At 59.2% G+C, this 24,204-nt stretch carries 26 protein-coding genes; 5 read left to right on the top strand and 21 right to left on the bottom strand.

Features of this window, described 5'->3' with window-relative positions; all coding sequences use genetic code 11:
• Nucleotides 1–42 precede the first annotated feature (42 nt).
• The 8 genes from rseP to rpsB form a co-directional block, all read right to left on the bottom strand.
• Entirely contained in the window at nt 43–1,395 is a 1,353-nt protein-coding gene (gene rseP, locus BMY98_RS17600; protein WP_074891298.1) for an RIP metalloprotease RseP, read from the bottom strand.
• Between the two features lie 87 nt (nt 1,396–1,482).
• Nucleotides 1,483–2,673 carry a 1-deoxy-D-xylulose-5-phosphate reductoisomerase gene (gene ispC, locus BMY98_RS17605; RefSeq protein WP_074891299.1) on the bottom strand — a complete coding sequence of 397 codons (1,191 nt, stop codon included), beginning with the start codon at nt 2,671–2,673 and terminating at the stop codon, nt 1,483–1,485.
• The gene (locus BMY98_RS17610; protein WP_074891301.1) at nt 2,670–3,488 is read right to left on the bottom strand and encodes a phosphatidate cytidylyltransferase; all 819 of its coding nucleotides are present in this window, start codon (nt 3,486–3,488) and stop codon (nt 2,670–2,672) included. The genes ispC and BMY98_RS17610 overlap by 4 nt, the downstream gene beginning before the upstream one ends.
• Nucleotides 3,488–4,243 carry a polyprenyl diphosphate synthase gene (gene uppS, locus BMY98_RS17615; RefSeq protein ID WP_074891303.1) on the bottom strand — a complete coding sequence of 252 codons (756 nt, stop codon included), beginning with the start codon at nt 4,241–4,243 and terminating at the stop codon, nt 3,488–3,490. Before uppS ends, BMY98_RS17610 begins: the two co-directional genes overlap by 1 nt.
• Nucleotides 4,244–4,259: 16 nt before the next feature.
• Nucleotides 4,260–4,817, bottom strand: a complete 558-nt coding sequence (gene frr, locus BMY98_RS17620) for a ribosome recycling factor (protein WP_065989845.1) — start codon at nt 4,815–4,817, stop codon at nt 4,260–4,262.
• Nucleotides 4,814–5,557 carry a UMP kinase gene (pyrH, locus tag BMY98_RS17625; RefSeq protein WP_037014256.1) on the bottom strand — a complete coding sequence of 248 codons (744 nt, stop codon included), beginning with the start codon at nt 5,555–5,557 and terminating at the stop codon, nt 4,814–4,816. The genes frr and pyrH overlap by 4 nt, the downstream gene beginning before the upstream one ends.
• A gap of 221 nt (nt 5,558–5,778) precedes the next feature.
• Nucleotides 5,779–6,642, bottom strand: a complete 864-nt coding sequence (tsf, locus tag BMY98_RS17630; RefSeq protein ID WP_065989847.1) for a translation elongation factor Ts — start codon at nt 6,640–6,642, stop codon at nt 5,779–5,781.
• Between the two features lie 187 nt (nt 6,643–6,829).
• Nucleotides 6,830–7,570 carry a 30S ribosomal protein S2 gene (gene rpsB, locus BMY98_RS17635; protein WP_065989848.1) on the bottom strand — a complete coding sequence of 247 codons (741 nt, stop codon included), beginning with the start codon at nt 7,568–7,570 and terminating at the stop codon, nt 6,830–6,832.
• Nucleotides 7,571–7,909: 339 nt separating this feature from the next.
• Here rpsB and map point away from each other — a divergent pair, with 339 nt between their 5' ends.
• From map to dapC, 3 genes are all read left to right on the top strand, one after another.
• On the top strand, nt 7,910–8,692 hold the full coding sequence (gene map, locus BMY98_RS17640; protein WP_074891304.1) for a type I methionyl aminopeptidase: 783 nt from the start codon (nt 7,910–7,912) through the stop codon (nt 8,690–8,692).
• Between the two features lie 84 nt (nt 8,693–8,776).
• Nucleotides 8,777–11,476 (top strand): [protein-PII] uridylyltransferase, encoded by a 2,700-nt coding sequence (locus tag BMY98_RS17645; RefSeq protein WP_074891306.1) that lies wholly within the window; start codon nt 8,777–8,779, stop codon nt 11,474–11,476.
• 95 nt (nt 11,477–11,571) lie between these two features.
• Entirely contained in the window at nt 11,572–12,768 is a 1,197-nt protein-coding gene (gene dapC, locus BMY98_RS17650; protein ID WP_074891308.1) for a succinyldiaminopimelate transaminase, read from the top strand.
• Nucleotides 12,769–12,798: 30 nt separating this feature from the next.
• Here dapC and BMY98_RS17655 read toward each other — a convergent pair whose 3' ends face one another.
• Nucleotides 12,799–14,445, bottom strand: coding sequence for a Na+/H+ antiporter (locus BMY98_RS17655; RefSeq protein ID WP_074891309.1), 1,647 nt, complete (start codon nt 14,443–14,445; stop codon nt 12,799–12,801).
• 496 nt (nt 14,446–14,941) lie between these two features.
• Here BMY98_RS17655 and BMY98_RS17660 point away from each other — a divergent pair, with 496 nt between their 5' ends.
• Nucleotides 14,942–15,352, top strand: a complete 411-nt coding sequence (locus tag BMY98_RS17660) for a hypothetical protein (protein ID WP_074891311.1) — start codon at nt 14,942–14,944, stop codon at nt 15,350–15,352.
• 78 nt (nt 15,353–15,430) lie between these two features.
• Nucleotides 15,431–15,721 (top strand): hypothetical protein, encoded by a 291-nt coding sequence (locus BMY98_RS17665; RefSeq protein ID WP_074891313.1) that lies wholly within the window; start codon nt 15,431–15,433, stop codon nt 15,719–15,721.
• Between the two features lie 265 nt (nt 15,722–15,986).
• Here the strand turns inward: BMY98_RS17665 and BMY98_RS17670 are convergent, their stop codons facing one another.
• The 12 genes from BMY98_RS17670 to BMY98_RS17725 all read right to left on the bottom strand — a co-directional run bounded on the left by BMY98_RS17670 (nt 15,987) and on the right by BMY98_RS17725 (nt 24,201).
• Nucleotides 15,987–16,301 (bottom strand): hypothetical protein, encoded by a 315-nt coding sequence (locus tag BMY98_RS17670; RefSeq protein ID WP_139214526.1) that lies wholly within the window; start codon nt 16,299–16,301, stop codon nt 15,987–15,989.
• Between the two features lie 85 nt (nt 16,302–16,386).
• A complete protein-coding gene (locus BMY98_RS17675; protein ID WP_074891315.1) occupies nt 16,387–17,631 on the bottom strand; it encodes an SGNH/GDSL hydrolase family protein in 1,245 nt (414 codons plus the stop codon).
• A complete protein-coding gene (locus BMY98_RS17680) occupies nt 17,628–17,846 on the bottom strand; it encodes a hypothetical protein (RefSeq protein WP_245760089.1) in 219 nt (72 codons plus the stop codon). The genes BMY98_RS17675 and BMY98_RS17680 overlap by 4 nt, the downstream gene beginning before the upstream one ends.
• A 45-nt stretch (nt 17,847–17,891) precedes the next feature.
• Nucleotides 17,892–18,317 (bottom strand): cell wall hydrolase, encoded by a 426-nt coding sequence (locus BMY98_RS17685; protein ID WP_074891317.1) that lies wholly within the window; start codon nt 18,315–18,317, stop codon nt 17,892–17,894.
• Between the two features lie 61 nt (nt 18,318–18,378).
• A complete protein-coding gene (locus BMY98_RS17690) occupies nt 18,379–19,386 on the bottom strand; it encodes an acyltransferase family protein (RefSeq protein WP_074891318.1) in 1,008 nt (335 codons plus the stop codon).
• A 54-nt stretch (nt 19,387–19,440) separates the two neighbouring features.
• Nucleotides 19,441–19,620 (bottom strand): hypothetical protein, encoded by a 180-nt coding sequence (locus BMY98_RS17695; RefSeq protein ID WP_074891320.1) that lies wholly within the window; start codon nt 19,618–19,620, stop codon nt 19,441–19,443.
• 11 nt (nt 19,621–19,631) lie between these two features.
• Complete coding sequence (locus BMY98_RS17700; protein WP_217648315.1) at nt 19,632–20,564, bottom strand: hypothetical protein; 933 nt, start codon at nt 20,562–20,564, stop codon at nt 19,632–19,634.
• Between the two features lie 9 nt (nt 20,565–20,573).
• Entirely contained in the window at nt 20,574–21,170 is a 597-nt protein-coding gene (locus tag BMY98_RS17705) for a YmfQ family protein (protein ID WP_074891321.1), read from the bottom strand.
• Nucleotides 21,161–22,198, bottom strand: a complete 1,038-nt coding sequence (locus tag BMY98_RS17710; protein ID WP_074891323.1) for a baseplate J/gp47 family protein — start codon at nt 22,196–22,198, stop codon at nt 21,161–21,163. Before BMY98_RS17710 ends, BMY98_RS17705 begins: the two co-directional genes overlap by 10 nt.
• Nucleotides 22,188–22,592 (bottom strand): phage GP46 family protein, encoded by a 405-nt coding sequence (locus tag BMY98_RS17715; RefSeq protein WP_074891325.1) that lies wholly within the window; start codon nt 22,590–22,592, stop codon nt 22,188–22,190. The genes BMY98_RS17710 and BMY98_RS17715 overlap by 11 nt, the downstream gene beginning before the upstream one ends.
• On the bottom strand, nt 22,589–23,101 hold the full coding sequence (locus BMY98_RS17720) for a phage baseplate assembly protein V (protein WP_074891327.1): 513 nt from the start codon (nt 23,099–23,101) through the stop codon (nt 22,589–22,591). Before BMY98_RS17720 ends, BMY98_RS17715 begins: the two co-directional genes overlap by 4 nt.
• A complete protein-coding gene (locus BMY98_RS17725) occupies nt 23,098–24,201 on the bottom strand; it encodes a phage baseplate assembly protein (protein ID WP_074891328.1) in 1,104 nt (367 codons plus the stop codon). The genes BMY98_RS17720 and BMY98_RS17725 overlap by 4 nt, the downstream gene beginning before the upstream one ends.
• Nucleotides 24,202–24,204: the final 3 nt, after the last annotated feature.

Here is a 24,204-nt window from a genome sequence, read left to right on the forward strand (position 1 = left end):
AACTGCCGCAAAATGCGGCAGATTCACAATTCGGCGTAGCTTTTACAGTCGTCCCAGATCGTTGACCAGTGCGAGCAACATCACTCCAACCACCAGACTGATACCGATCTGAACCCCCCAGCCCTGCACCTTCTCTGACAGTGGGCGACCACGCGCCCACTCGATCAGATAAAACAGCAAGTGCCCCCCATCCAGCACGGGTATGGGCAGCAAATTGAGAACACCCAGGCTTATGCTCAGATAAGCGAGGAAATTCAGGAAGTCACCTATGCCTGACTGGGCCGAAGCGCCCGCCACTTTAGCAATGGTTATCGGTCCGCTCAAGTTTTTTACCGAGAGCTCGCCGAACAACATTTTCTTCAGCGAATCGAGCGTCAGCACGCTCATGGTCCAGGTACGCCGCGCGCCTTCTGCGACGGCGGCTACAGGCCCATAGCTGACCTCGCGCAACATCTCCGGCGGCCAATCCACGCCTTTCACGCCGGCACCGAGATACCCGGTCGCCGCAGGGCCTTCGCCACGTGTAACCAGATCGACGGGCACCTCCAACTGCGCGCCGTCACGCTCGACGCGCACCGAAATCCGCGTATCGGGGTGGACACGAACCCAGTCCACGACCTTCTGCCATTCGTCGACAGGCTCGTCGTTGAGGGCCAGCAGGCGGTCGCCGGTTTTAAGACCTGCGGTTTGTGCGGGACCTTTGGGATCAAGCTCTGCCAGAACCGGCGGCAGGGCCGGACGCCACGGACGAATACCCAGCGAACGAATCGGGTCAGGCTCGGCTGCGCCCTTGAGCCAGTCGTTCAGCGCCAGCGAACGCGGGGTTTCCACATCAGAACCCTGCTCGCGAACCTTCAACGCGATGCTGCCGCTCTCACCCAGGCGCCGCACCAGTTGCAGGTTCACGCCTGCCCATCCGGTAACAGCCTCACCATCAACCGAGACAATTTCCTGACCGGAACTCAGCCCGGCCTTTTCCGCAATACTGCCTGGTTCGACGCCGCCTACGACGGGCCGGACCTGCTGGCTACCCAGCATTGCGAGTACCCAGAAAAATACAATCGCCAGCAGAAAGTTGGCGACCGGGCCCGCAATCACGATAGCGATGCGCTGGTAAACCGACTTGCGGTTAAAAGATTGATCAGCCAGCTCGGGGGGCACGTCACCCTCCCGTTCATCGAGCATTTTCACGTAGCCGCCGAGGGGAATCGCCGCCACGACGTATTCGGTGCCCTGACGATCACTCCAGCGCAACAACGGCATGCCAAAGCCCACCGAGAAACGCAGAACCTTGACACCACAGCGACGCGCCACCCAGAAGTGACCGAATTCGTGAAACGTCACCAGCACGCCCAGCGCAACCAGGGTGCCGACAATCATGTATAGCGCGCTCATCGCTGCTCTCCGGGTACCGATCTAACGGTGCGTTTAAGCCCACATTGCGTGCGAATCATTGAAAACGTTGCCGCCTTGAACGACTGCCTAGCGCCCATTACGGTCCAGCCATTGCCCGGCCAGCGAGCGGGCACGTGCATCAATCTCGAAAACCGTTTCCAGGTCAGACACGGCGACCACAGGCTCAAGGTTTAAAACCTCGTCGATCATACTCGCGATTTCCGGGTAGCGAATGCGCTGGTCCAGAAACGCAGCGACCGCGATTTCATTGGCAGCATTCAGCACCGCAGGCGCACTGTCGCCCGCCTCAGCAGCTTGCCGCGCCAGACGCAGGCATGGGAAGCGCACTTCGTCCGGTGCTTCAAAGTCCAGCCGCGCAATACTGAACAGATCCAGCGGCGCAACGCCCGAATCGATTCGTTCCGGCCATGCAAGCGCGTGGGCAATCGGCGTGCGCATGTCGGGATTGCCCAACTGCGCCAGCACCGAGCCGTCGACGTAATCGACCATCGAATGGATCACGCTCTGCGGGTGAATCACCACCTCGATCCGCGCGGGCGTCGTGTCGAACAGCCAGCAGGCTTCGATCAGCTCAAGGCCCTTGTTCATCATGCTGGCGGAGTCGACGGAGATCTTGCGACCCATGGACCAGTTGGGATGGGCACAGGCCTGATCCGGAGAGACGTGCTCCAGGTCGGCGAGTGGTGTCTGACGGAACGGGCCACCGGATGCGGTCAGCAGAATGCGTCTGACGCCGACCTTCTCCAGACCGCTCTCGTAATCACGCGGCAGGCACTGGAAGATCGCGTTGTGCTCGCTGTCGAGCGGCAGCAGTACCGTGCCACTGCGGCGAACAGCCTGCATGAACAAGGCGCCGGACATGACCAACGCTTCCTTGTTGGCCAGCAGGACTTTCTTGCCCGCTTCGACAGCGGCAAGGGTCGGGCGCAAACCGGCCGCACCGACGATCGCGGCCAGCACCGTATCAACCAGAGGGTGAGCAGACACTTCGCAGAGCCCGCCCTCCCCCACCAGCACGCGCGTATCGAGACCGGCCGCGCGCAGGTCGTCCTGCAGTTGCCTGGCAGCAGCCGTCGTCGGAACCACGGCGAACTGCGGTGTATGACGGACGCACAACGCCAACAGCTCGGCCAGACGGGTGTAACCCGTCAGAGCAAATACCTGGTAACGCGCCGGATGCCGCGCGATGACGTCCAGCGTGCTCAGACCCACAGAGCCCGTTGCGCCAAGCACGGTAATGAGCTGAGGCATACTCACATCACGCCCCAGTCCCGGGCAGCCCAGAGCAGCAAGGCGAATACCGGAATGGCGGCGGTCAGGCTGTCGATGCGATCGAGCACGCCGCCGTGGCCCGGCAGCAGGTTGCTGCTGTCCTTTACCCCGGATTTGCGCTTGAACATGCTCTCGGTGAGATCACCAACGACCGAGATCAGCACGACAATGGCGGCACACACCAACGCGAAGATGATTTCGCCCAGTGACCAGCCGCGGTAGACACCCACTACCGCAGTGATCAGCAGGCACGTTGCCAGACCACCATAAAGGCCTTCCCAGCTTTTACCCGGGCTGACCTTCGGCGCCAGCTTGCGCTTGCCGAACGCCTTGCCGGAGAAGTAGGCGCCGATGTCGGCACCCCACACCAGAATCATCACCGACAGGATCAACCAGTTGCCCAGCGGCATTTGCTTGATCAGCACCAGCCCCTGCCATGCCGGCAGCAGTATCAGCAAACCGATCAGCAGCTTGCAGATGGCGCTGGACCAATGCTCGCTGGACTCGGGAAAAGTGAGCACCAGCCAGGTTGCCACCAGCCACCAGATCAGCGCTGCCACCAGCAGCCACGGCGCGAGGTCGGGCAGCAGGTACAACAGAAACAGCAGCACAGCGACCACCACTGCGTACAGAACGCGCGCCGATTGCGCTTCGAAGCCGGAAAGCCGCGCCCATTCCCAGGCGCCAAGCACGACGACCGCGCCGATGAACAATGCGAAGCTACCGCCTGTCAGAAGAAAAAAACCGCACAGGGCCAGCGGCGCAAGGATCAGCGCAGTGATGATTCGTTGTTTAAGCATTAAGCGCGGGCTCCAGCTTCTACCTGCTCGCTGGTTTTCCCGAAGCGGCGTTGGCGAGAAGCGAAATCGGCCAGCGCAGTGCGCATGGCATCGTGTTTGAAGTCCGGCCAGAACAGGTCGGAGAAATACAGCTCGGCATAGGCCAACTGCCAGAGCAGGAAATTGCTGATGCGGTGCTCGCCACCCGTGCGGATGCAGAGGTCGGGCAACGGCAGGTCGCCGGTGGCCAGGCACGTCTGCAGCAGCTCCGGCGTGATGTCTTCCGGTCGCAAGTGGCCGGCCTGAACCTCACGGGCCAGCCGCTGGGCAGCCTGAGCAATATCCCACTGACCGCCGTAATTGGCGGCGATCTGCAGAACGAAGCGGCTGTTTTCAGCCGTGCGCTGCTCGGCTTCGCGTATGGCGGCCTGAAGCTCGGGGTGAAACCGCGAACGGTCACCAATGATCCGCAGGCTGATGCCGTTCTCGTTCAAGCGCTTGGTTTCGCGACGCAGCGCCGTGAAGAACAACTCCATCAGCGCGCCGACTTCTTCCGCCGGGCGCTGCCAGTTCTCGCTGGAGAACGCGAACAAGGTCAGCACCTCGACCTTGGCCTCGGCGCAGACCTCAATCACCGCACGAACAGCGTCCACGCCGGCCTTGTGGCCTGCTACACCGGGCAGCAGACGCTTCTTGGCCCAGCGATTGTTCCCGTCCATGATGATCGCGACATGACGCGGCACCGATGCCGGCGCAGCCAGCTTTGTCTTATCCATGAAAGCTTCCCGGCCCTTATACGGCCATCAGGTCCGCTTCTTTGGACTTGGTCGCGGCGTCGATGTCAGCCTCAGCCTTGTCCGTCAGCTTCTGGATGTCGGCAGCAGCACGGCGCTCTTCGTCTTCGCTGATTTCCTTGTCCTTGACCAGCTTCTTCAGCTCACCCAAAGCGTCACGGCGGATATTACGCACGGCAACGCGGGCGTCTTCTGCGGCGCTGCGTGCCTGCTTGGTGAAGCCCTTGCGGGTCTCTTCCGTCAGGGCAGGCATGGAGATCAACAGCATCTCGCCCAGGTTCGTCGGGTTCAGGTTCAGACCGGCGCTCTGAATGGCCTTGTCGACCGCGGAGAGCATGTTGCGCTCGAATGCCACCACCTGCAGCGTGCGGGAGTCCTTCACGGTGACGTTGGCGACGCCGCTCAACGGGGTGTCGGAACCGTAGTACGGCACCATCACGCTGCCGAGAATACTCGGGTGCGCCTTGCCGGTACGGATCTGGCCGAATGCATGGGCCAGGGACTCAAGGGATTTCTTCATCCGCTCTTGAGCATCTTTCTTGATTTCGTTGATCATTGTTCGCCTTCCTCGATCAAAGTACCTTCCGCGCCGCCATGCACAATGTTCAGCAGGGCGCCGGGCTTGTTCATATTGAAGACACGCAGTGGCATCTTGTGGTCACGACACAGACAGATGGCTGTCAGATCCATTACACCCAGCTTGCGATCCAGCACTTCGTCATAGGTCAGACGATCGAACTTCTCGGCATGCGGGTCCTTGAATGGATCGGCAGTGTACACACCATCGACCTTGGTTGCTTTCAGCACGACATCAGCGTCGATCTCGATCGCACGCAGGCACGCTGCGGAATCCGTGGTGAAGAACGGATTGCCGGTACCGGCCGCGAAAATCACGACTTCCTTGGCGTTCAGGTGACGCATGGCTTTGCGACGATCGTAGTGATCGGTTACGCCCACCATGGAAATGGCGGACATCACGATGGCCGAGATATTGGCCCGTTCCAGCGCATCACGCATGGCCAAGGCGTTCATCACGGTGGCCAGCATGCCCATGTGGTCGCCTGTGACCCGATCCATACCGGCCGCGCTCAGCGCTGCGCCGCGGAACAGGTTACCGCCACCGATGACCAGACCGACCTGAACGCCGATGCCCACCAGCTGACCGACCTCCAGTGCCATGCGATCCAGCACCTTGGGATCGATGCCGAACTCTTCCGACCCCATCAGGGCCTCGCCGCTGAGCTTGAGTAGAATGCGTTTATAGCGAGCTTGATAGCCACTGCCCTGCTGAGCCATTGCGAATCTCTCCTGCGGCGTTTGAAAAAAATCGTTCGAGTAGCGGGCCGTTTTCGGCCTGCGCTCACTCTAGGTCACTGCTTCAGGGAAGTGCAGCCTCTTGGGCCCAAACCCCGAAAAAACAAATTCCGTGCAGCAATAACAATTCCACGTAGCGCTTTGACAAAGAGGCTGCGCGCGTTAGCGGGCAGCCTCTTCGGGGCGACAGTTGGGAAACCGTCTTATTGCTTGCTTGCAGCTACTTGAGCAGCGACTTCTTCAGCGAAGTTGTCGACTGGCTTCTCGATGCCTTCGCCTACCTTGAAGTAGGTGAAGGAAACGATTTCAGCGCCGGCTTTCTTGGCCAGCTCACCGACCTTGATTTCAGGGTTCTTGACGAACGCCTGCTCAACCAGGCTGGCTTCAGCCAGGAACTTGCTGATACGGCCGCCAACCATTTTCTCGGCGATTTCAGCAGGCTTGCCTTTCAGCTTGTCTTCGTTCAACTGCATGAAGACATTCTTCTCGCGCTCGATCGCTTCTGGCGAAACGTCCGAAGGCAGCAGGAACTCAGGGTTGGTCGCCGCTACGTGCATGGCGATGTCTTTCGCCAACTCTGCATCGCCGCCCTTGAGGACGACAACCACGCCGATCTTGTTGCCGTGCAGGTACGAACCCAGCACGTCGCCTTCGATGCGGGCCAGACGACGGATATTGACGTTCTCGCCAACCTTGCCGACCAGAACCAGACGATCAGCTTCCATCGCTTCAACCAGAGGCTCAACGGTGGTCAGCTTGTCAGCGAATGCTTTCTCGACGCTCTTGGCGACGAATGCCTTGAAGTCGTCCTGCAAAGCCAGGAAGTCGGTCTGGGAGTTGACTTCGATCAGGACTGCGGCTTTGCCGTCGTCCTTGATGGCGATGGCGCCTTCAGCAGCAACGTTGCCTGCTTTTTTGGCTGCCTTGATTGCGCCCGAAGCACGCATATCGTCGATGGCTTTTTCGATGTCGCCGCCAGCCTTGGTCAAGGCCTTTTTGCAATCCATCATGCCTTCGCCGGTACGCTCGCGCAGTTCTTTGACCAACGCTGCAGTAATCTCTGCCATTTCAAAATCCTCTTGGATAGGTCTTCAACCATTCCACCCGCAAGACGGGCGTTCAAATTCTTGAAAATCCATGGTGACTGCTGCACATGACAATAAGATCGATGGCAACGTCAGATGGTTTTCGAGGTGGCAAAAAGGGGGCCAAGCCCCCTTTTTGCGTACTGAGTCAACGCCAGGCGTTTGTTACTCAGCCTTCAACAGTTGCCGCTGGAGCTTCTTCAGCGTAAACGTCGGTGCCGCCAGCATTGTTGTTGCGACCACGGATCACAGCGTCAGCCATCGAACCCATGTACAACTGGATGGCGCGGATTGCGTCATCGTTGCCCGGGATGATGTAGTCAACGCCTTCAGGGCTGCTGTTGGTGTCGACAACGCCGATGACCGGGATACCCAGCTTGTTGGCTTCGGTGATCGCGATGCGCTCGTGATCAACGTCGATAACGAACAGAGCGTCTGGCAGACCGCCCATGTCCTTGATACCGCCCAGGCTACGATCCAGTTTTTCCAGATCGCGAGTGCGCATCAGCGCCTCTTTCTTGGTCAGCTTGGTGAACGTGCCGTCTTCTGCCTGGACTTCGAGATCACGCAGACGCTTGATGGAAGCGCGGATGGTCTTGAAGTTGGTCAGCATGCCGCCCAACCAGCGGTGATCGACGTACGGCGAACCGCAACGTGCTGCTTCTTCAGCAACGATCTTGCCAGCGGAACGCTTGGTGCCGACGAACAGAATCTTGTTTTTGCCCTGAGCCAGGCGCTCAACGAAAGTCAGCGCTTCGTTGAACATAGGCAGGGTTTTTTCAAGGTTGATGATGTGAATCTTGTTGCGCGCGCCGAAAATGTATTTACCCATTTTCGGGTTCCAGTAACGGGTCTGGTGACCGAAGTGCACACCGGCCTTCAGCATATCGCGCATATTGACTTGGGACATGATAGTTCCTTGATAAGTCGGGTTAGGCCTCCACGTATCCCAATGACCAACCAGCGGCTTGAGCCGAAGGCACCCAGGTCATCGTGTCGACACGTGTGTGGGTTAGAGCTTTCGGGGCAGACCCCGTAAAGCGGCGCATTTTATATCACAAAAGACTGAATAACGGAACTCGAAATAAGAGGCTGTTTTTCCAACGCTTTTGTCCCCCTTGTGCGAGCGACGGGAGACCCTGCCCGCACCAATGGAGGACGGGATGATAACCCGCCTGACGGCGGTCTGGTAGAATCGCGTTTTTTCCGTATCAAGCCGTGGCTGTGCCGCGCCGAGAGAGCCTGTTTAATGACCGTGACACTGAAGACCCCCGAAGACATCGAAAAGATGCGCGTTGCCGGCCGCCTGGCCGCGGACGTGCTGGAAATGATCGGTGACTATGTAAAGCCTGGCGTGACCACCGAAGAGCTGGACCGCATTTGCCACGACTACATCGTCAACGAGCAGAAGGCCATTCCGGCGCCGCTGAATTACAAGGGTTTCCCGAAATCCATCTGCACCTCGATCAACCACGTGGTTTGCCACGGCATCCCGAACGAGAAGCCGCTCAAGAATGGCGACGTGCTGAACATCGATGTCACTGTCATCAAGGACGGCTACCACGGCGACACCAGCAAGATGTTCCATGTGGGCAAAGTGCCTGAGTGGGCTGAGCGTCTCTCCCGCGTCACCCAAGAGTGCCTCTATAAAGGCATCGAAGTGGTCAAGCCGGGCGCGCACCTGGGCGACATCGGCGAAGTGATCCAGAAGCATGCCGAAAAGAACGGCTTCTCGGTCGTCCGCGAATACTGCGGCCACGGCATCGGCAGGGTGTTCCATGAAGAGCCGCAAGTGCTGCACTACGGCGAGGCCGGCGACGGCATGGAGCTGAAGGAAGGCATGACCTTCACCATCGAACCGATGATCAATCAGGGCAAGGCCGACACGCGTCTGCTGGGTGACGGCTGGACAGCCATCACCAAGGACCGCAAGCTTTCCGCGCAGTGGGAGCACACCATCCTGGTGACCGCGACCGGCTACGAAATCTTCACTCTGCGCAGCGATGACACCATAGCCCGCACCTCGGTCTGATCGCGACGTCACTCGCCATTGTGGTAGGTACAGCCAGCACGGTCGGTTTAGCACGGTCGGTATAGATAGAAGGAAAGCAGTTCGATGCCGCAGGTGGACCCAGATTTGTTCGATCGCGGCCAGTTTCAGGCCGAGCTGGCACTGAAGGCCAGCCCCATACCCGCCTTCAAGAAAGCCATTCGTCAGGCGCGCGAAGTCCTGGACGGCCGCTTCAAGTCGGGCCGGGAAATACGCCGACTGATCGAGGACCGTGCCTGGTTCGTCGATAACATCCTGCAACAGGCGTGGGATCAGTTCGACTGGAGCGAAGACGCCGACATCGCCTTGCTGGCAGTCGGCGGCTACGGTCGCGGCGAACTGCATCCCTATTCCGATATCGATCTGCTGATCCTGCTGGACAGCGCCGACCATGAGGTTTTCCGGGATTCCATCGAGCGTTTTCTGACGCTGCTGTGGGACATCGGTCTGGAAGTCGGTCAGAGCGTGCGCTCGGTGGACGAATGTGTCACCGAGGCTCGCGCGGATCTGACCGTCATCACGAATCTAATGGAGAGCCGCACGATTGCGGGTCCCGAGCGACTGCGTCAGCGCATGCTCGCCGTGACCAGCACCCGCGAAATGTGGCCGAGCAAGGAGTTCTTCCTGGCCAAGCGCGCCGAGCAGAAGAACCGCCATCACAAGTATTTCGACACCGAATACAACCTCGAGCCCAACGTCAAAGGTTCGCCCGGCGGGCTGCGCGATATTCAGACCATCCTCTGGGTCGCACGTCGCCAGTACGGCACGCTGAATCTGCACGCACTGGCCGACGAGGGCTTTTTGCTGGAAAGCGAAAACGCGCTGCTGGCGTCCTCCCAGGAATTTCTCTGGAAGGTCCGTTATGCGCTGCACATGCTGGCCGGTCGTTCCGAAGACCGTCTGCTGTTCGACTACCAGACCAGCATCGCGCGCCTGCTGGGTTACGAAGACAGCGACGCCAAGCTGGCCATCGAGCGCTTCATGCAGAAGTACTATCGCGAGGTCATGAGCATTGCGCAGCTCAGCGACCTGATCATCCAGCACTTCGAAGAAGTGATTCTCGCGGACGACGAAGGCACAGTCACAGAGACGATCAACTCGCGCTTCCAGCTGCATGATGGTTACATCGAGGCGACCCATCCGAACGTCTTCAAGCGCACGCCGTTCGCGATGCTCGAGATATTCGTGTTGATGGCGCAGCGCCCGGAAATAAAGGGCGTGCGCGCCGACACCATCCGGCTGCTGCGGGAACACCGCTACCTGATCAACGACGATTTCCGTAACGATATCCGCAACACCAGCCTGTTCATCGAGCTGTTCAAATGCGAGATCGGTATCCACCGCAACCTGCGGCGGATGAACCGTTACGGCATTCTGGGCCTGTACCTGCCGGAGTTCGGCCACATCGTCGGGCAGATGCAGCACGACCTGTTCCACATCTATACGGTCGATGCCCACACCCTGAACCTGATCAAGCACCTGCGTAAGCTGCAGTACACGCAGGTGTCAGAGAAATTCCCGCTGGCCAGCAAGCTCATGGCCAGACTGCCCAAGCCCGAGCTCATTTATCTGGCCGGGCTTTACCATGACATCGGCAAGGGCCGCGGCGGCGATCACTCGGAACTGGGCGCGGTCGATGCAGAAGCCTTCGGCATTCGGCATCACCTGCCCCAATGGGACACCCAACTGATTGTCTGGCTGGTGCAGAACCACCTGGTGATGTCGACCACCGCCCAGCGCAAGGACTTGTCCGACCCGCAGGTGATTCACGACTTCGCTCAGTTCGTCGGCGATGAAGTGCATCTGGACTACCTGTACGTGCTGACCATCGCCGACATCAACGCGACCAATCCGACACTATGGAACTCGTGGCGTGCCAGCCTGTTGCGCCAGCTGTACACCGAGACCAAACGCGCGCTCAAGCGTGGGCTGGAGAACCCGGTCGACCGCGAGGAGCAGATCCGTCGCACGCAAACCGCCGCCCTGGATATTCTGGTGCGCAGCGGCACCGATCCCGATGACGTCGAGCAATTATGGTCGCAGTTGGGCGATGACTACTTTTTGCGTCACACCGCAGGTGACGTGGCCTGGCACAGCGACGCGATATTGCAGCAACCAGCTGACGGCGGCCCGTTGGTGCTGATCAAGGAAACCACCCAGCGCGAGTTCGAAGGCGGCACGCAGATCTTCATTTATGCGCCCGACCAGCATGACTTCTTCGCCGTAACCGTGGCGGCGATGGACCAGCTGAACCTGAACATCCACGACGCCCGGGTCATCACCTCAACCAGCCAGTTCACCCTCGACACCTACATCGTGCTCGACAGTGAGGGCGGTTCGATCGGTGAAAACCCGGAGCGCATCAAGGCCATTCGCGAAGGCCTGACCGAGGCGCTGCGCAACCCCGACGATTACCCGACCATCATCAAGCGCCGGGTGCCGCGCCAGCTCAAGCACTTTGCATTTGCCCCCGTGGTGACGATTTCCAACGACGCGCAAAGGCCGGTCACGGTGCTGGAGCTCAGCGCGCCGGATCGACCCGGGCTGCTGGCGCGACTGGGCAAGATCTTCCTGGAGTTCGATCTGTCACTGCAGAACGCCAAGATCGCCACGTTGGGCGAGCGCGTGGAAGACGTGTTCTTCCTGACCGATGAAAACCACCAGCCGCTGTCCGATCCGCAACTGTGCCGACGCCTGCAGGATGAAATCGTCGAGCAACTCAGTGTCAATCCCGAGCCCGGCAGCGAGTTGCGCATCAGCATTTGAACCCGCCAGGACGGCATGACTTAAAGACTTGATTCAACGGCGCCCAGCCACATCGTGAACACGAGTGCGGGCGCCCAGCCTTGAGAACGATCGACATGAATAACGCCCTGCAGCAGCTTCAGCCCTACCCATTCGAGAAACTTCGCGCGTTGCTCGGTGCCGTCACGCCGAATCCGGACAAGCGTCCGATCGCCTTGTCGATCGGCGAACCCAAGCACAAATCGCCGGCGTTCGTCGCCAAGGCGCTGGCCGACAACCTCGATCAGATGGCGGTCTACCCGACCACCGCCGGGATTCCCGCGTTGCGTGAGGCCATCGCCAAATGGTGCGAGCGCCGTTTCAGCGTGCCTGCCGGCTGGCTGGATGCCACCAAACACGTGCTGCCGGTCAACGGCACCCGTGAAGCGTTGTTCGCGTTTACCCAGACGGTCGTCAATCGCAACGACAACGGTCTGGTGGTCAGCCCCAACCCGTTCTACCAAATCTATGAGGGCGCGGCGTTTCTGGCCGGCGCCACCCCGCACTATTTGCCGTGCCTGGCCGAACACGGTTTCAACCCGGATTTTGACGCGGTCAGCGCTGACGTCTGGGACCGCTGCCAGATTCTGTTTCTGTGCTCGCCCGGCAACCCGACCGGTGCGCTGATCCCGTTGGAAACCCTGAAGAAGCTCATCGCTCTGGCCGACAAACACGATTTCGTGATTGCCGCCGACGAGTGCTACAGCGAGCTGTATTTCGACGAAACCACCCCACCGGCCGGCCTGCTCAGCGCCTGCGCCGAACTGGGCCGCCAGGATTTCAAGCGCTGCGTGGTGTTCCACAGCCTGTCCAAGCGTTCGAACCTGCCGGGCCTGCGCTCGGGTTTCGTCGCTGGCGATGCCGAGATTCTCAAGGCGTTCCTGCTCTATCGCACCTACCACGGCTGCGCGATGCCGGTGCAAACGCAACTGGCGAGCATCGCGGCCTGGAGCGACGAAGAACACGTGCGTGCCAACCGTACGCTGTACCGGGAAAAGTTTGACGCCGTGCTGGAAATCCTCGGCCCGGTCATGGACGTGCAACACCCGGACGGCGGCTTCTATCTATGGCCCAGCGTCGGGACTGATGACGCGAAATTCTGCCGGGATCTGTTCGTCACCGAACACGTGACCGTGGTGCCGGGCTCGTACCTGTCCCGGGACGTCGACGGCTTCAACCCCGGCGCGGGCCGAGTGCGCATGGCACTGGTTGCGCCGCTGGCCGAGTGCATCGAAGCCGCACAGCGCATCCGGGATTTCGTCACAAGCCGCTGATATCCGTCTGGCTGAGGCGTTACCCGAGCCTCAGTGCGCCAGCCCCAGATTGGCTTCATTGAGGTCCAGCTCCGCCAGCACCATGCGCAGCACGTCATCGCCGATCTGGCGATGACGGTGCAGGTTGTACAGTTCCAGGCGCTGGGCACGCAGGGCGTTGAGGCGCATGCGTTTCTCCAGTTGATCCATCTGGAACGCCAGGGCCTGTGCTTCCGCGGTGTCGTTGAAGATCTCCAGACGCTGGCGGTATTCGGACATGATCCGCGCTTTCACTTCCATGGCGAGCACTGCCTGCGCCGCGTCGGGTGAATCCGTCGCCGCCGGGATCGCTTCGTTCTCCAGTGTCTGAATCGCCGCTTGAGCCGTGCGTTTCCAGGCATCCCGCACTTCGCGCTTCATGCGCATGTCAGGCTCACTGACCTGCCCACGCAGGAGCAGCGGCAAGCCAATGCTCGCCGACACCAGCGACAGCAAGATCACCCCGGCAGCAATGAAAATCAGCAAGTCACGCTCGGGAAAGTCGACGCCCGCGCTGATCAGCAGCGGCACCGACAGTGTGCCTGCCAGCGTGACGGCACCGCGCACCCCGCCTACGGTCAGCAGCAATGACGAGCGAGTCGACAGATCCAGGGTGCCGTCGCCCCTGCCGCGCCAGCGCCGAATCTGGATCATCAGCCGCCAGACGCTTTGCACCCAGATGTAACGCAACACCGCGAGCACCACGAAGATCGCCAGCACCTCCAGGCAACGCCACAACAGGGTCGGCCACAGGGTCGCTTCGTGGTGGGTAACGGCGGTGATGATGTCCGGCAGTTGCAACCCCAGCAGCAGGAAGATCAGGCCGTTGAAGGCAAACTCCAACAGGGTCCACACGCTGCGGTTGAGCAGTCGGGTGCTGGTCTGGCGGGGCAGCAGATCGACCCAGCTTTGCATCATCCCTGCGGCCACCGCCGAGAGGATTCCGGACAGTTCAAGCCGCTCGGCCAGGACGTAAGCGGCGAACGGCAGCAGCAACATGAACACCACGTGGGTCGCCGGATCATCCCAGCCCCGGGTAATCATCCGGCTGCGCAGTCGCCCCACCACCCAGCTGAGCGCAACGCCCACGGCCAGACCGCCACAGGCGACCAGTACGAAATTCAGGCTGGCATCGGTCAGGGAAAACACCCCGGTGATAGCAGCTGCCAGCGCAAACTTGAAAGTGACCAGGCCGGTCGCATCGTTCATCAACGCCTCGCCCTGGAGCATGCGCATGATCGGCGCGGGCAGCCGGTCCTGGGCGATGGCCGAGACCGCCACGGCGTCGGTCGGCGACAGCACCGCCGCCAAGGCAAAGGCGACCGGCAAGGGAATGGAAGGCAGCAGCCAGTGGATGAAGTAACCGGCGCCTATCACGGTGAAAATCACCAAGCCTATCGCGAGGGTGAGAATCGCCCCGCGATAGCGCCAAAGATCACGCTTGGGCATCCGCCAGCCATCGGAAAACAACAGCGGCGGCAGGAACAAAAACAGAAACAGCTCAGGGTCGAGCGCCACGTGCAGACCCAACGTCGGCCAGGCCAGCAAGGCGCCCGCGGCGATCTGAACCAGCGGCAACGGCAGCGGAATCACCCGGGCCAGCAATCGCGAGACACCTACCAGCGTCAACAAGATAAGGACGGTATAGGCTGTTTGCATCGCGTGTTTCCCCAAGCGTGTGACACATGACTGACATCGGCAACAGACACGATGCGTCCGGCAAAGTGCCCCTCTTAGCGCCAGCCAGGGTCATGGGATTCTGATCCATGAGTCGTGGTCAGCCATTTTCGGCACAGGTCACGGGCCACAATCCCTGGTCCAATAGACAAAGCGTCGGCCCGCCGCGCTTACCCGGCGTGTACGTGGCATAATCCTCCACCGTTTTTTTCAACCGTCCCGAAAGGAGCAGGCCCATGGCCAAGGAAACCCACACGTTGCACCTGTTTGGGATCAAGGCGTGGGACTCGGCACAAGAAAGCATTAATAACTTTAGAATCAACTAGTTAACCCTCAAAACACCCTGCAAAAACCCCCTCCTTTACGACTCTTATAAACTCAATAAACACTGGTCCAAACGGTTGCGTTTTGGGGGAGTTTTCCTGCGCGCAAATCCCCGGCTGCCAGTGGTCAAAACTCAAGCGATAGGAGACAGATCATGGATCACTTCGGAATCGGCCAAGCCATGAAGGGCATGGCGCGCTGCTACTTCCAAGCGTCACGCGGCACTGGGCGCACCACCTCGCTATTGGAGAGCCTGAAGGACGGTGACCGGGTTTGCTGTGCAAGCAGCAAAGAGGCCGACCGGCTGACGCGGATGTTTCGTGAGCGCAATGTCGGCGCCGAGGCGATCGCCGTCGACCCCAACACGCCGCAAAGGATATTCGAGCGTGGTACGCCAGAAGGCCGAACGATCTTCGACGAAAGCTGGGTCGAGCAATATTACCTTCGCGCTTTGGAGGCTGCCGCCAAAGACATCGACCACCTCCAGCGCGAGGCATCAGGGTACGGAGCAGCGCATATTGAGACTCGCTTAGCCGCGCGCGAAGCAGGTAAATGGTTTCTCTAACGTACCTTTCCATAGGCCTCCAACGTTTTAATCGACGAGTGGAGGTACTATCATTCGATGGCACAGGCCGGAGGCTTTATGAATTACGAGAATGTTTTGTTGATTGGCGGCCCAAAAGACGGCGAACGGGTATCGGTGGAGGCTGGGATTCCCCATTTGCGCTTCGTCCAGATGCAGCCGCCTCCGGTTAGCTATCGGGATAACGCCAACCCAGACCAAGACCAGACTATCGACGAAGTGATCTATCGCCGCCACCCGGTGCAGTCGGCGCATGGACTCAAGACCGCCGTGTTTGTGTTTGGCGACATCGACCCGCTTGCTGCACTGATCGACGGCTACCGCCCTGCAGCTGGTCGTGAAGTCGCGTGAAATAATGCCAAGGAGATTGGAAGTGGTTAATGCCCCGACATGGGTGAGCGCATGCTCGCCACCCCCAGGTAAGCCGCAGTTGTGGACGGATGACGTGGTCGTCGTAACCAACTTCGGAAAAGTCTACAAGCTGGCATTCATGCATGGCGGCGATGGCGGTGTTTGGCAACGCCCAGCTGCGTTCGAGGAAGGCGAACAGCCAGAATGGTGGACCGCACTTCCAGAATGACCAAACGACCTACCTCCTCCGGCGTCCTGCCGACGATCACAAAACCCTTATCAGCTTCCCTTTATAGAAACACTGCGTCCCTGCTTCAAGCTCATGCTCCGGGCGGCGGAAAATACCCAAGTGGTAACCCTCCTCCAGTTCGACCAATCCCCACTCGCGCGCCGCATCCGTGATCTCCAGCATGTCCGACAGCTCAACTGCAGCGACCTGGTGCCGCTGGTGTGCGAGCATCGCTAAATCCCTGAGCTTTGCCCGCTGGCCATCAGGATCGGTGACGAGGTCTTGCCGAACTTCAACCATTCGCTTCCATTCGCCGAGCGGGTCGTCGACGTATTTCTGGTGCGGGATCATGATTGGCTGCTGGTGACTGGATGTACGTCCAGTAAACCCAAGCCGTGCCGACGTCGTCAATTGCCGCCGACCGGAGGCGAGATGCTCAGACCTTGCGAATGCCGAACTGCGCCACCTTCACCCTGCAGTCCTGAGAAATCCCGGCAGCCAGGTACAGCCCCATGCGGGAGGTAATGACGGTTTCCGTGACATCACCTGTATATCGCTGCGTCTCCAGCGCGCCCTTCCAGTTGGCCGGCAGAGTGAATGGCTCCTGATATTTGTCCATCGACCGGTAATAGATGGTGGTGGAGGTGCCGGACACCGGCTTCGTGACAATCAGTTCCGCCTCCCAGCCAAGGATTCCACGGCTGTTGCCGACGATCTCCGGCGCCGAAACCATCTCGATGACATCCCCGGCCAGCACATTCGACAGCGTGACGTTCGCCGCTGGCTGAAGATAGATGTAGCCGCCGGCCGCCGCCATCGCGCCAGCCAGTTCGATGCACTGAGCCTCGCCGAAGGCTGACTGCTCCTTGTACCAGCGCGAAGTAATGCCGGTCAGACCTGCGCCGGATGCCTTGTAGTTGTCCGCCAGCACCGAGCCGGCGACTGGGTTCACGGATGCGTTGATGACCCCAGTGGTTCCGGTCATCAGCGGGTTGGCGTTCATGCAGCCGAACGGGCGAATCGCCGAGTACAGATCGGCGGCATCCGTGGGCAGCGGCACGCCGAAGAACTCGAAATTGGCGTTGATGATCGGCACGCAGCGGGACTGGATGAAGTCGGCGCCGATCAGGTTAGGGTGCAAATCGTCGACGGTCATATCTTGGGTGAACCCGTCCCATATATTGACCACGGGTACGAACTGCCGGACGTAGCTCAGAACCCAGTCCTTGTAGGCGATCGCATCCGCTAAGGGCTGACCGGTCAGCGCCTTGGTGCCGAACCGCGGCGTGCCCGTTCCGATAATCAGGTACTTACCGGGTGTGTTCTGGAAAGCGGTGATCGCCTTCATCACGTTCGCCTTGCTGTCGGCCAAGCTCATGCCCGCAGTGGTGCTGTCGTTGGTGCGCGAAAGCAACATCCACAAATCCGCGGTTAGTGAAGTCAGGCAGGATGGGAGACGCGGCATGAATTGGCCGGAGTGGTCGCCTACCTTGCCCTGGTTGTCCAGGTAGCTGGGATACAGGCCAGTCTTCGCGGCGATAGCGCCGGCATATCCATACGCTTCGGTACCGAAAGCTTTTGGGTCAATCGTGTGGCAGTTCGCGCTGAAGCTATCGCCCAGCAATCCCAGACCTCGACGAATGCGCCGTCGGATTGGCTGCGCCTCGGCGAGCAGGGTCATGCGAACACCTCGAAGACAGCACCGTTCGCGGGCACAAAGCGCACCGTCGCACGCGGGATGTTGAGTGGATACGCCCCGTCGTTCCAAAGCGTGTCAGATGTCAGCCAGGTATCGGCCGTTTTAATCTGAATTGCGACTGAGCCGCCGTTTGCCTTTACGGCCAGCGTCACGCGCATAGCGCGCGGGAACGTCTCTTCTTTTGTTGTCGTCTGCACAGCACTCTCCGTCAGGGTCTCCCCTTCCAATGTTGATCGTTGGGTTCAGGGCACATCGCGGAAGAAGACGTGGTTGCCAAGCTTCAGCGTTCGCTTAGCCTTAGCCGCCCAGTCAGGCGCCTTGGGCATCGTAGTTGCGTAGTAGTGGGTGGCGCCGGCGGTGGGGTCTTGAACCTTGCCGTCGATCACCTGGTCAGCAGCGATGCGGCACTGCGCCAGCTCGCGGAACGGGATCTGGCGCGCGCCACTCAGGAACTGATAGTTCGGGTCGTTGCGGTTCCAACAGCTGAACTGGTAAGGCTTCTGGCACACGCCGGCGTAGCCCTCGCCCCACCACGACTTGTCCTTGCCGTCGTCCACGCGGTTGCGGATCGTCCAAGCTACGGCCACCATCCCGGCCAAGCCCTCGCCGCGCGCTTCGCCCCAAATCGTGCGCGCGAGCACATCGCGATCTTTTTCAGTCACGTTCATTGCTTTTCTCCGAGCAAAAAAAACCCGCTCAAGGCGGGTTATGTATTTTCAAATCTAAATGCTATCTACTTGCTAGCCGATGCCGGAAGTTTTCAATTGGGAGTTCGACGTACCGATAGACTAAGTAGCCCGCTAACAGCGAGCAAAATATTGAAATAAAAACGGCTAAATAACTCCCCTCGAAATAAAGGGAAACCCTCATAACAAAAAACCAGTGGATTAGATATATGGAGAAGCTACATCGCCCAATCAGAGAAAGGAAGGATCCTTTGAGGAAACCTCCTACCACGCCTTCACCATCGATCAAAGCCAAGATGAACACTGAAAATGCAATCGAGAAATATACGAATTTATTAATCAGATACCCATTTTCGTCGCACACTGTGCTAGCACACCAAATTGCGGGCGCCGAGCAAGCCACGCCTACCAAAACAAATAAGCCGACAGCATCTCGATATATACTCTTAAATTTGCCTCTCAAGAAATCAAAGGCTATTGCCGATATAGATCCTACGGTGAAGCAAGACAAATACCATCTCGTATCTGAAGTCACCTTAGGGGTTAGCCAATATGGCCAAAGTTCTTGCTCAACCACCAGCAATGCCAGACCTAGCAAAACCCCTAACACCAAACCAAACCTTTCCTTGCATGCTACTAAAATCCAAGCCAAAGCTGGCAATAAAGCGTAGTACTTAAATTCAACAGGGATAGTCCAAAGGTGCGCGTAGGCACCCTCCATCAAGAAGCTTCTAACAACATCATGCACACTATCAATATTGGCAGTTCCGAACAGCCAATAAAAAACAACAAAAATAAAATAAATCGGAAGTATTCTTAAAGCCCTACCCAAAAAATACTTAGAAATTATAGGCATGGAAAAGCCACCTATAGAAAACTTATAGGTTAGAAGAAATGCACTGAGAACGAAAAAAAGCCATACCCCTACCTTGGGCACACCTATAAGTCCCGAAGATAAATGAGTGGCTATTATGACTATGGCGTGGGTGCTCACAACCAACAAGCAAGCCAACCCCCTGATTCCATCGGCAGCAGCAAATCTTTCGGACATCAAGCACCTCATTCTTGGTACTTGATGTTACCACCAGTGACAGGCAGCCGCCAATTAGCGAGATTCCATAACCGCTTGTTTGACTGCCTCAGGAGCAGTTGATAAATACTCGATAAGCCGTGGATCGTCGCCCTCAACCTTACCCTGATTTGGCCATTGCTCATCGTCTTGAGGGCTCGCCAAATAAGCGATTACCTTTTTTTTATCAGCATCCAAAAATTGTACGTTCACCATATTTTCAAGCCTCAGAACCTGTACCGATTGATCGTGATAACCGTGCTTGGAGTAGCGCCACAGGAAGCGATGTAATAGATATTTTGAGGCGATGCCAAAGGAATATCCGTAAACGACGCAATACGCTGCAAAACATTAGCTAGATAGTCACTCATACCGCTGTTGGTAGTATCTGGAGACATACCTAAAGCGATGCCGGCTGACGCACTGGCGGTCAGATTTATCAGGCCTCCTACATGCGTTGCGTTTTTGGGGATTATCGACGAAAGAGAAAGTTGCAAGTAGGTCGCCTGATTTGACGTACTCGACAAGGCTACGGTAGGAGCTAGTGTTATTGATCTGTCAGATTGTCGACCGATAACTAGTTGTCCATTTGAATTCGTCGGCCAAACACTTATCAAAGCTGATGCTAAAAAACCTGCCGGCATATTTGCTTGGCTGCATACCTCGGGCGCAGCAGTAGCGGTTGCATTCACAGCGAGAAGTGCAGATGTTCCCGCAGAAGGATTATAAATAGCATAGATCGCTACAAAACCGCTCGATGGTGCTGTTCCGGAGCTCATACCCCCAGCCCCGACGGTATTTAGGTTTAACGTTTTGTTGAAATTAGCCAACCTGTACGATTCACCGCCCAATGCCGCCTCAAGTATTACCTCATCAGCACTGAACACAGCGCTGGTCGCAGCGGCAGTGAGTACCATCTTGCCATTTCGAATACTGCCAACTACACCAGCGCCTACCATGCGGATGGCCTTGAGCATCTGCGCGCTGTCGCCCTCAGAAGGGGTGATGCCTGCAGCTTTTATTACTGCGAGAATCTCATCAGTTACAGCGTTACCCCATGTGGACGGGATCAGCGATCCTACGACACCCGCAGCCGCATCCTCATCCACGAACTTGCCGTTTACCAAGCCCACATTAGGCACACTCTTTGGATAATCCACGTTGTTTCCTCAGTTGTAATTGATGCGCACGACGGTATGCGCCGGCGCGTAGCGGCGGATGAGGCATTCGAGCGCGCTGCCGGGATTGACCCCGAACCGCTCACCCCAGTAGCTGACTCCAAAGCGCCGGCCAAGCCTCTGCCGACCGCCCGTGTTGAGCGTCCACATGAACTGGACCCGCCAGGTTCCGAAGTGAGCTTTACCGAAGCGGGCTTTGCCGAAGCGCGGCGCGCGGTACTGGGTGACGGTGGCGTTTGGGTAGCCCTCCCCCTTCGCGATTGAGATGTAATAAGCCGGCGTTTGCGCCCCGATCGCGGTCAGGCGCTGCCGCACGGACAACTGGCGATCGCCAAAGCTGGGCGAATCGCCAAGGCAGGCGTCTGGCAGGCCCATCACCAGCTCCCAATCGGGCACAAGCTCAGTGACGGACGCCGGGTCCATCTCCGCGTACAGGCTCACAATCCGCCCATCCAGGCGGGCGAGCTCTACCGACAAGCCGTCCAGAACCTGCGCCAGCTCGGGCAAGCGCTCTAGATCCCATGCCGGCCCTTGAGGAAGCAACTGCCGGAACTGGACTCGGTACTGCTCGGCGGTCCTCACTGCCATGTGATGTTCCCTACCGTCAGCAGTTGGTTGGCATTGGCGGTCACATCGGCAGTTGGAGCGACCACCACGTTATCCGTCTCGCCCTGAGCGCCGCTGATCGCCTCACGGATATGGCTAATCAGCAACGTGTTGCCCAGCCCTGCTTCCCGGGCGTGCAGGTCTGCGAGCTGAGCGGCCACTGCTTGCCGCACAGCGGTTGTGTCGGGCGTGAGGTGAATCACGTAGTTGACTGCCTTGAGCACCGGCGCCAACGCGTACACCTCAGCCGTCACCGGCGCTTTGGTTTGCAGGTACGATTGAACGACTGCGATCTCGTTGGCGTCCGGGATGATCACCGCGTCCCCATCACGGACGAAAAACACGCCGACGGTCCCGGGGCCCATGTAATTCTTCACCGTCCAGGCGCGCGTTACGCCTGCGCATTCCAGCGCCCAGGTGACGTAGTCGTCTGCATCACCACCGTGGGGAATGACCTTGTAACTGCGGATCACCCGCGAGCGCAGCGACTCGATCGATTCTCTGTTGGTCCCGCCAGTGACGCCCGGCGCCAGCACCGTGAATGTTTCTGCAACCCCCACAACGGGCTGCACGAGCGTCAGCAGCAGCCCCGCGTCTGCGTTGCCAAGCGCCCCGCCTTCGACTGCTTCCAGCGTGGCGACGTTGCCGCCAGCAGTGGTCGTGACAGCATCTGCGACCCGGTACTGACGCCCGTCGCTCGCCTGAAGTACCTGGTTCGCATCGAGCACAGCGCCGGCGGCAGCCTGGAATGAGGCCGACCCAGTAGCTGCCTTCGCGGGAATGCGGGGTGTTTCAAGCCTCAATAACGCCTGACGCTCGAGCGTTGATTCGTCCGCCGTGTCCGGCAGGATCTGTTTGGCGACCCAGTCAATGTATCCATACAAGCCAAAGGCCGCGCCACTCAATGCACGGGCGAGCACCTGGGCATCGGACTTTCGCAGGGCGCCGCTTGCCAGGTCCGCCGACGTGCGGCTGACCAGCGTGGGCAGGTTCGGAGTTTCAAACGGCATAGAGCACCTGCCAATTTTCGTGAGGGTAGATTTCCAGTCGCTCGCCATTGGGCAGCGTCAGGATCGTGCCAAGGTTCAGCCGGCTGGGACCGGCGCGCTCGGTCAGCACCTGAACGTCGATCACGTGGCTGTCATCCACCAGCCAGCGCAGCGCGTCGCGCGCGAACGTCACCGCGTCGCCGATGGTTTCGGGCGTGAGCTTTCGGCGTCGAAGCAGCCAGAGCCGCGACCCAAGCTGATCACCGGCCACCAGTGGGAAGCTGTCGCCCCAGTAACCGTATCGCTCGTCGTCATCGAGCTGGTCGGAAGGCGCAGCACGGCACCAGGTGAACAAGCTGATTTCGACGGCGCGGCGCAAGCTGGTCTTCTGGTCGTCAATCGTGATGATCGTCATGCGGCACCCGGAACAGGTGGTCCACTCTGCCCGTTGCCGGCCTGTACGCCGCTGTGCGGGTGGTTGATCTGGCTGACGCCGCCGGCCAGCTGGTCGCCCTGACTGATGATCTGGCCTGTTTGCGTGATCTTCGGTGTATTGAAATTCACCGAATCGGTAGCGGTGATGTTCAGCGTTACTGTCTCGACCGCGATCACCCTTCCGCGTTTGAAGTGGACCTTGTCACCTTCGTCGGTATAGATCGCGACCTCGCCGGGCTCCAGCTCCTGAATCCTGTAACGCCGGTCCGACACCACAATCACCACGCCGTGGGAACGGTCGCCGCCCATGAACCCGGCGAGCGCTTCGGCACCTGCGTGCGGGCAACTGGTGAAGCCGTAGGGCTCCAGATGCTCCATGCCGTCTTTCACCTCGCCGGCAGTCAGGCGCATCTGCAGCGTCTGCAGCTTGCTCGCCGAATTGGCTAGCGCCACCACGCCGCGCGTCAGCACGTTTATCAATTTATTCATTTGTCTTTCCAGTCCGCAGGGAGCAGATATTCAAAGCCGTCTTGCTTTTTCACCTTGCGGTGTTTGTGCGGATCGTCAGGTTCTTGCAGGTAGCCCTCAGGCGGTCCGACACGCAGTCGGCACGTGGTTCCGTTCTCGTCTTGGCGATAGGTCACCTCGGCGATCAGCATGTCGCGGTCAAAACCAATCAGGGGGTCGATTACGCGCACGATTGTGTTGTGCCGCCAGAGCGCTCCGTTGGTCTGTCGCCAGCCTTGTACTTCGTAGGTCGTCTCCAGCGCCTTGCCCAGCGCCGTGCCGCGCTCCCAGTTGGCCCGGTCTGCCGCCATCTTGTCGCTGAGCTGGCCGCTTTCGTGAATGACCTTCACGCGGCGGCGGGTCATGCGTGGATCGCTGACGGCGGCGTTGACCTCGGTGGTGGTCTTGGCGAAATCCTCGTCGGTACCGGATCGCTGCCCGATCACTCGGTAATCGGAGAACACCCGGGTGAAGTCCAGCGGCGCGTCACCCTTGAGGATGTTTCGCCCCAGTTCCAGGCTTTCACTCGCACGACCGCCGCTGCCGACCTCGGCCAGCACCACCTGACCGCGGGCGTTGTCGGTGCTGAACACGCGGAACAGGCTCAGCAGCCGGTCGATAGATTCGAACGCCGTTTCCCCTGGCTCGATCGTGTGATCGGCCAAACCCCCGGTCGTGGCAATTTCGCTTTTAACGGTGAGCCCGTACTCGGCGGCGATGGCCTGGACAATCTTCTGGACGCTCTGCCCCTTCCACTGCCCGGGCTTGTTGATCGCGCCGCAGTCCACCAGGTCGGCAGTCAGTGAACGGCCGGTGATGGCCGTGGTGATTTTCTCGTCGTCGTAGTTGATCGGCGTGGCATCCACCCAGCCGGTGATGATCAGGTCGCCCCCGATCCGCACTTCGCACCGCGCGCCTTGCTTGACCGGACGCAGGATGTTTTGCCCCGGCCACTTCCAGGTGATGCCGATGTTGAAGCTGGCGGCTTGTCGTTCAAGTCCTGTGGTGATCTCCGCCGAGGTCCAGCCGGAATAGTCCAGACCATCAACGGTCAGGGTCACGGCCGTTGATGGATCGGACATGCT

It is taken from the genome of Pseudomonas graminis, from assembly GCF_900111735.1.
GTDB lineage: Bacteria > Pseudomonadota > Gammaproteobacteria > Pseudomonadales > Pseudomonadaceae > Aquipseudomonas > Aquipseudomonas graminis.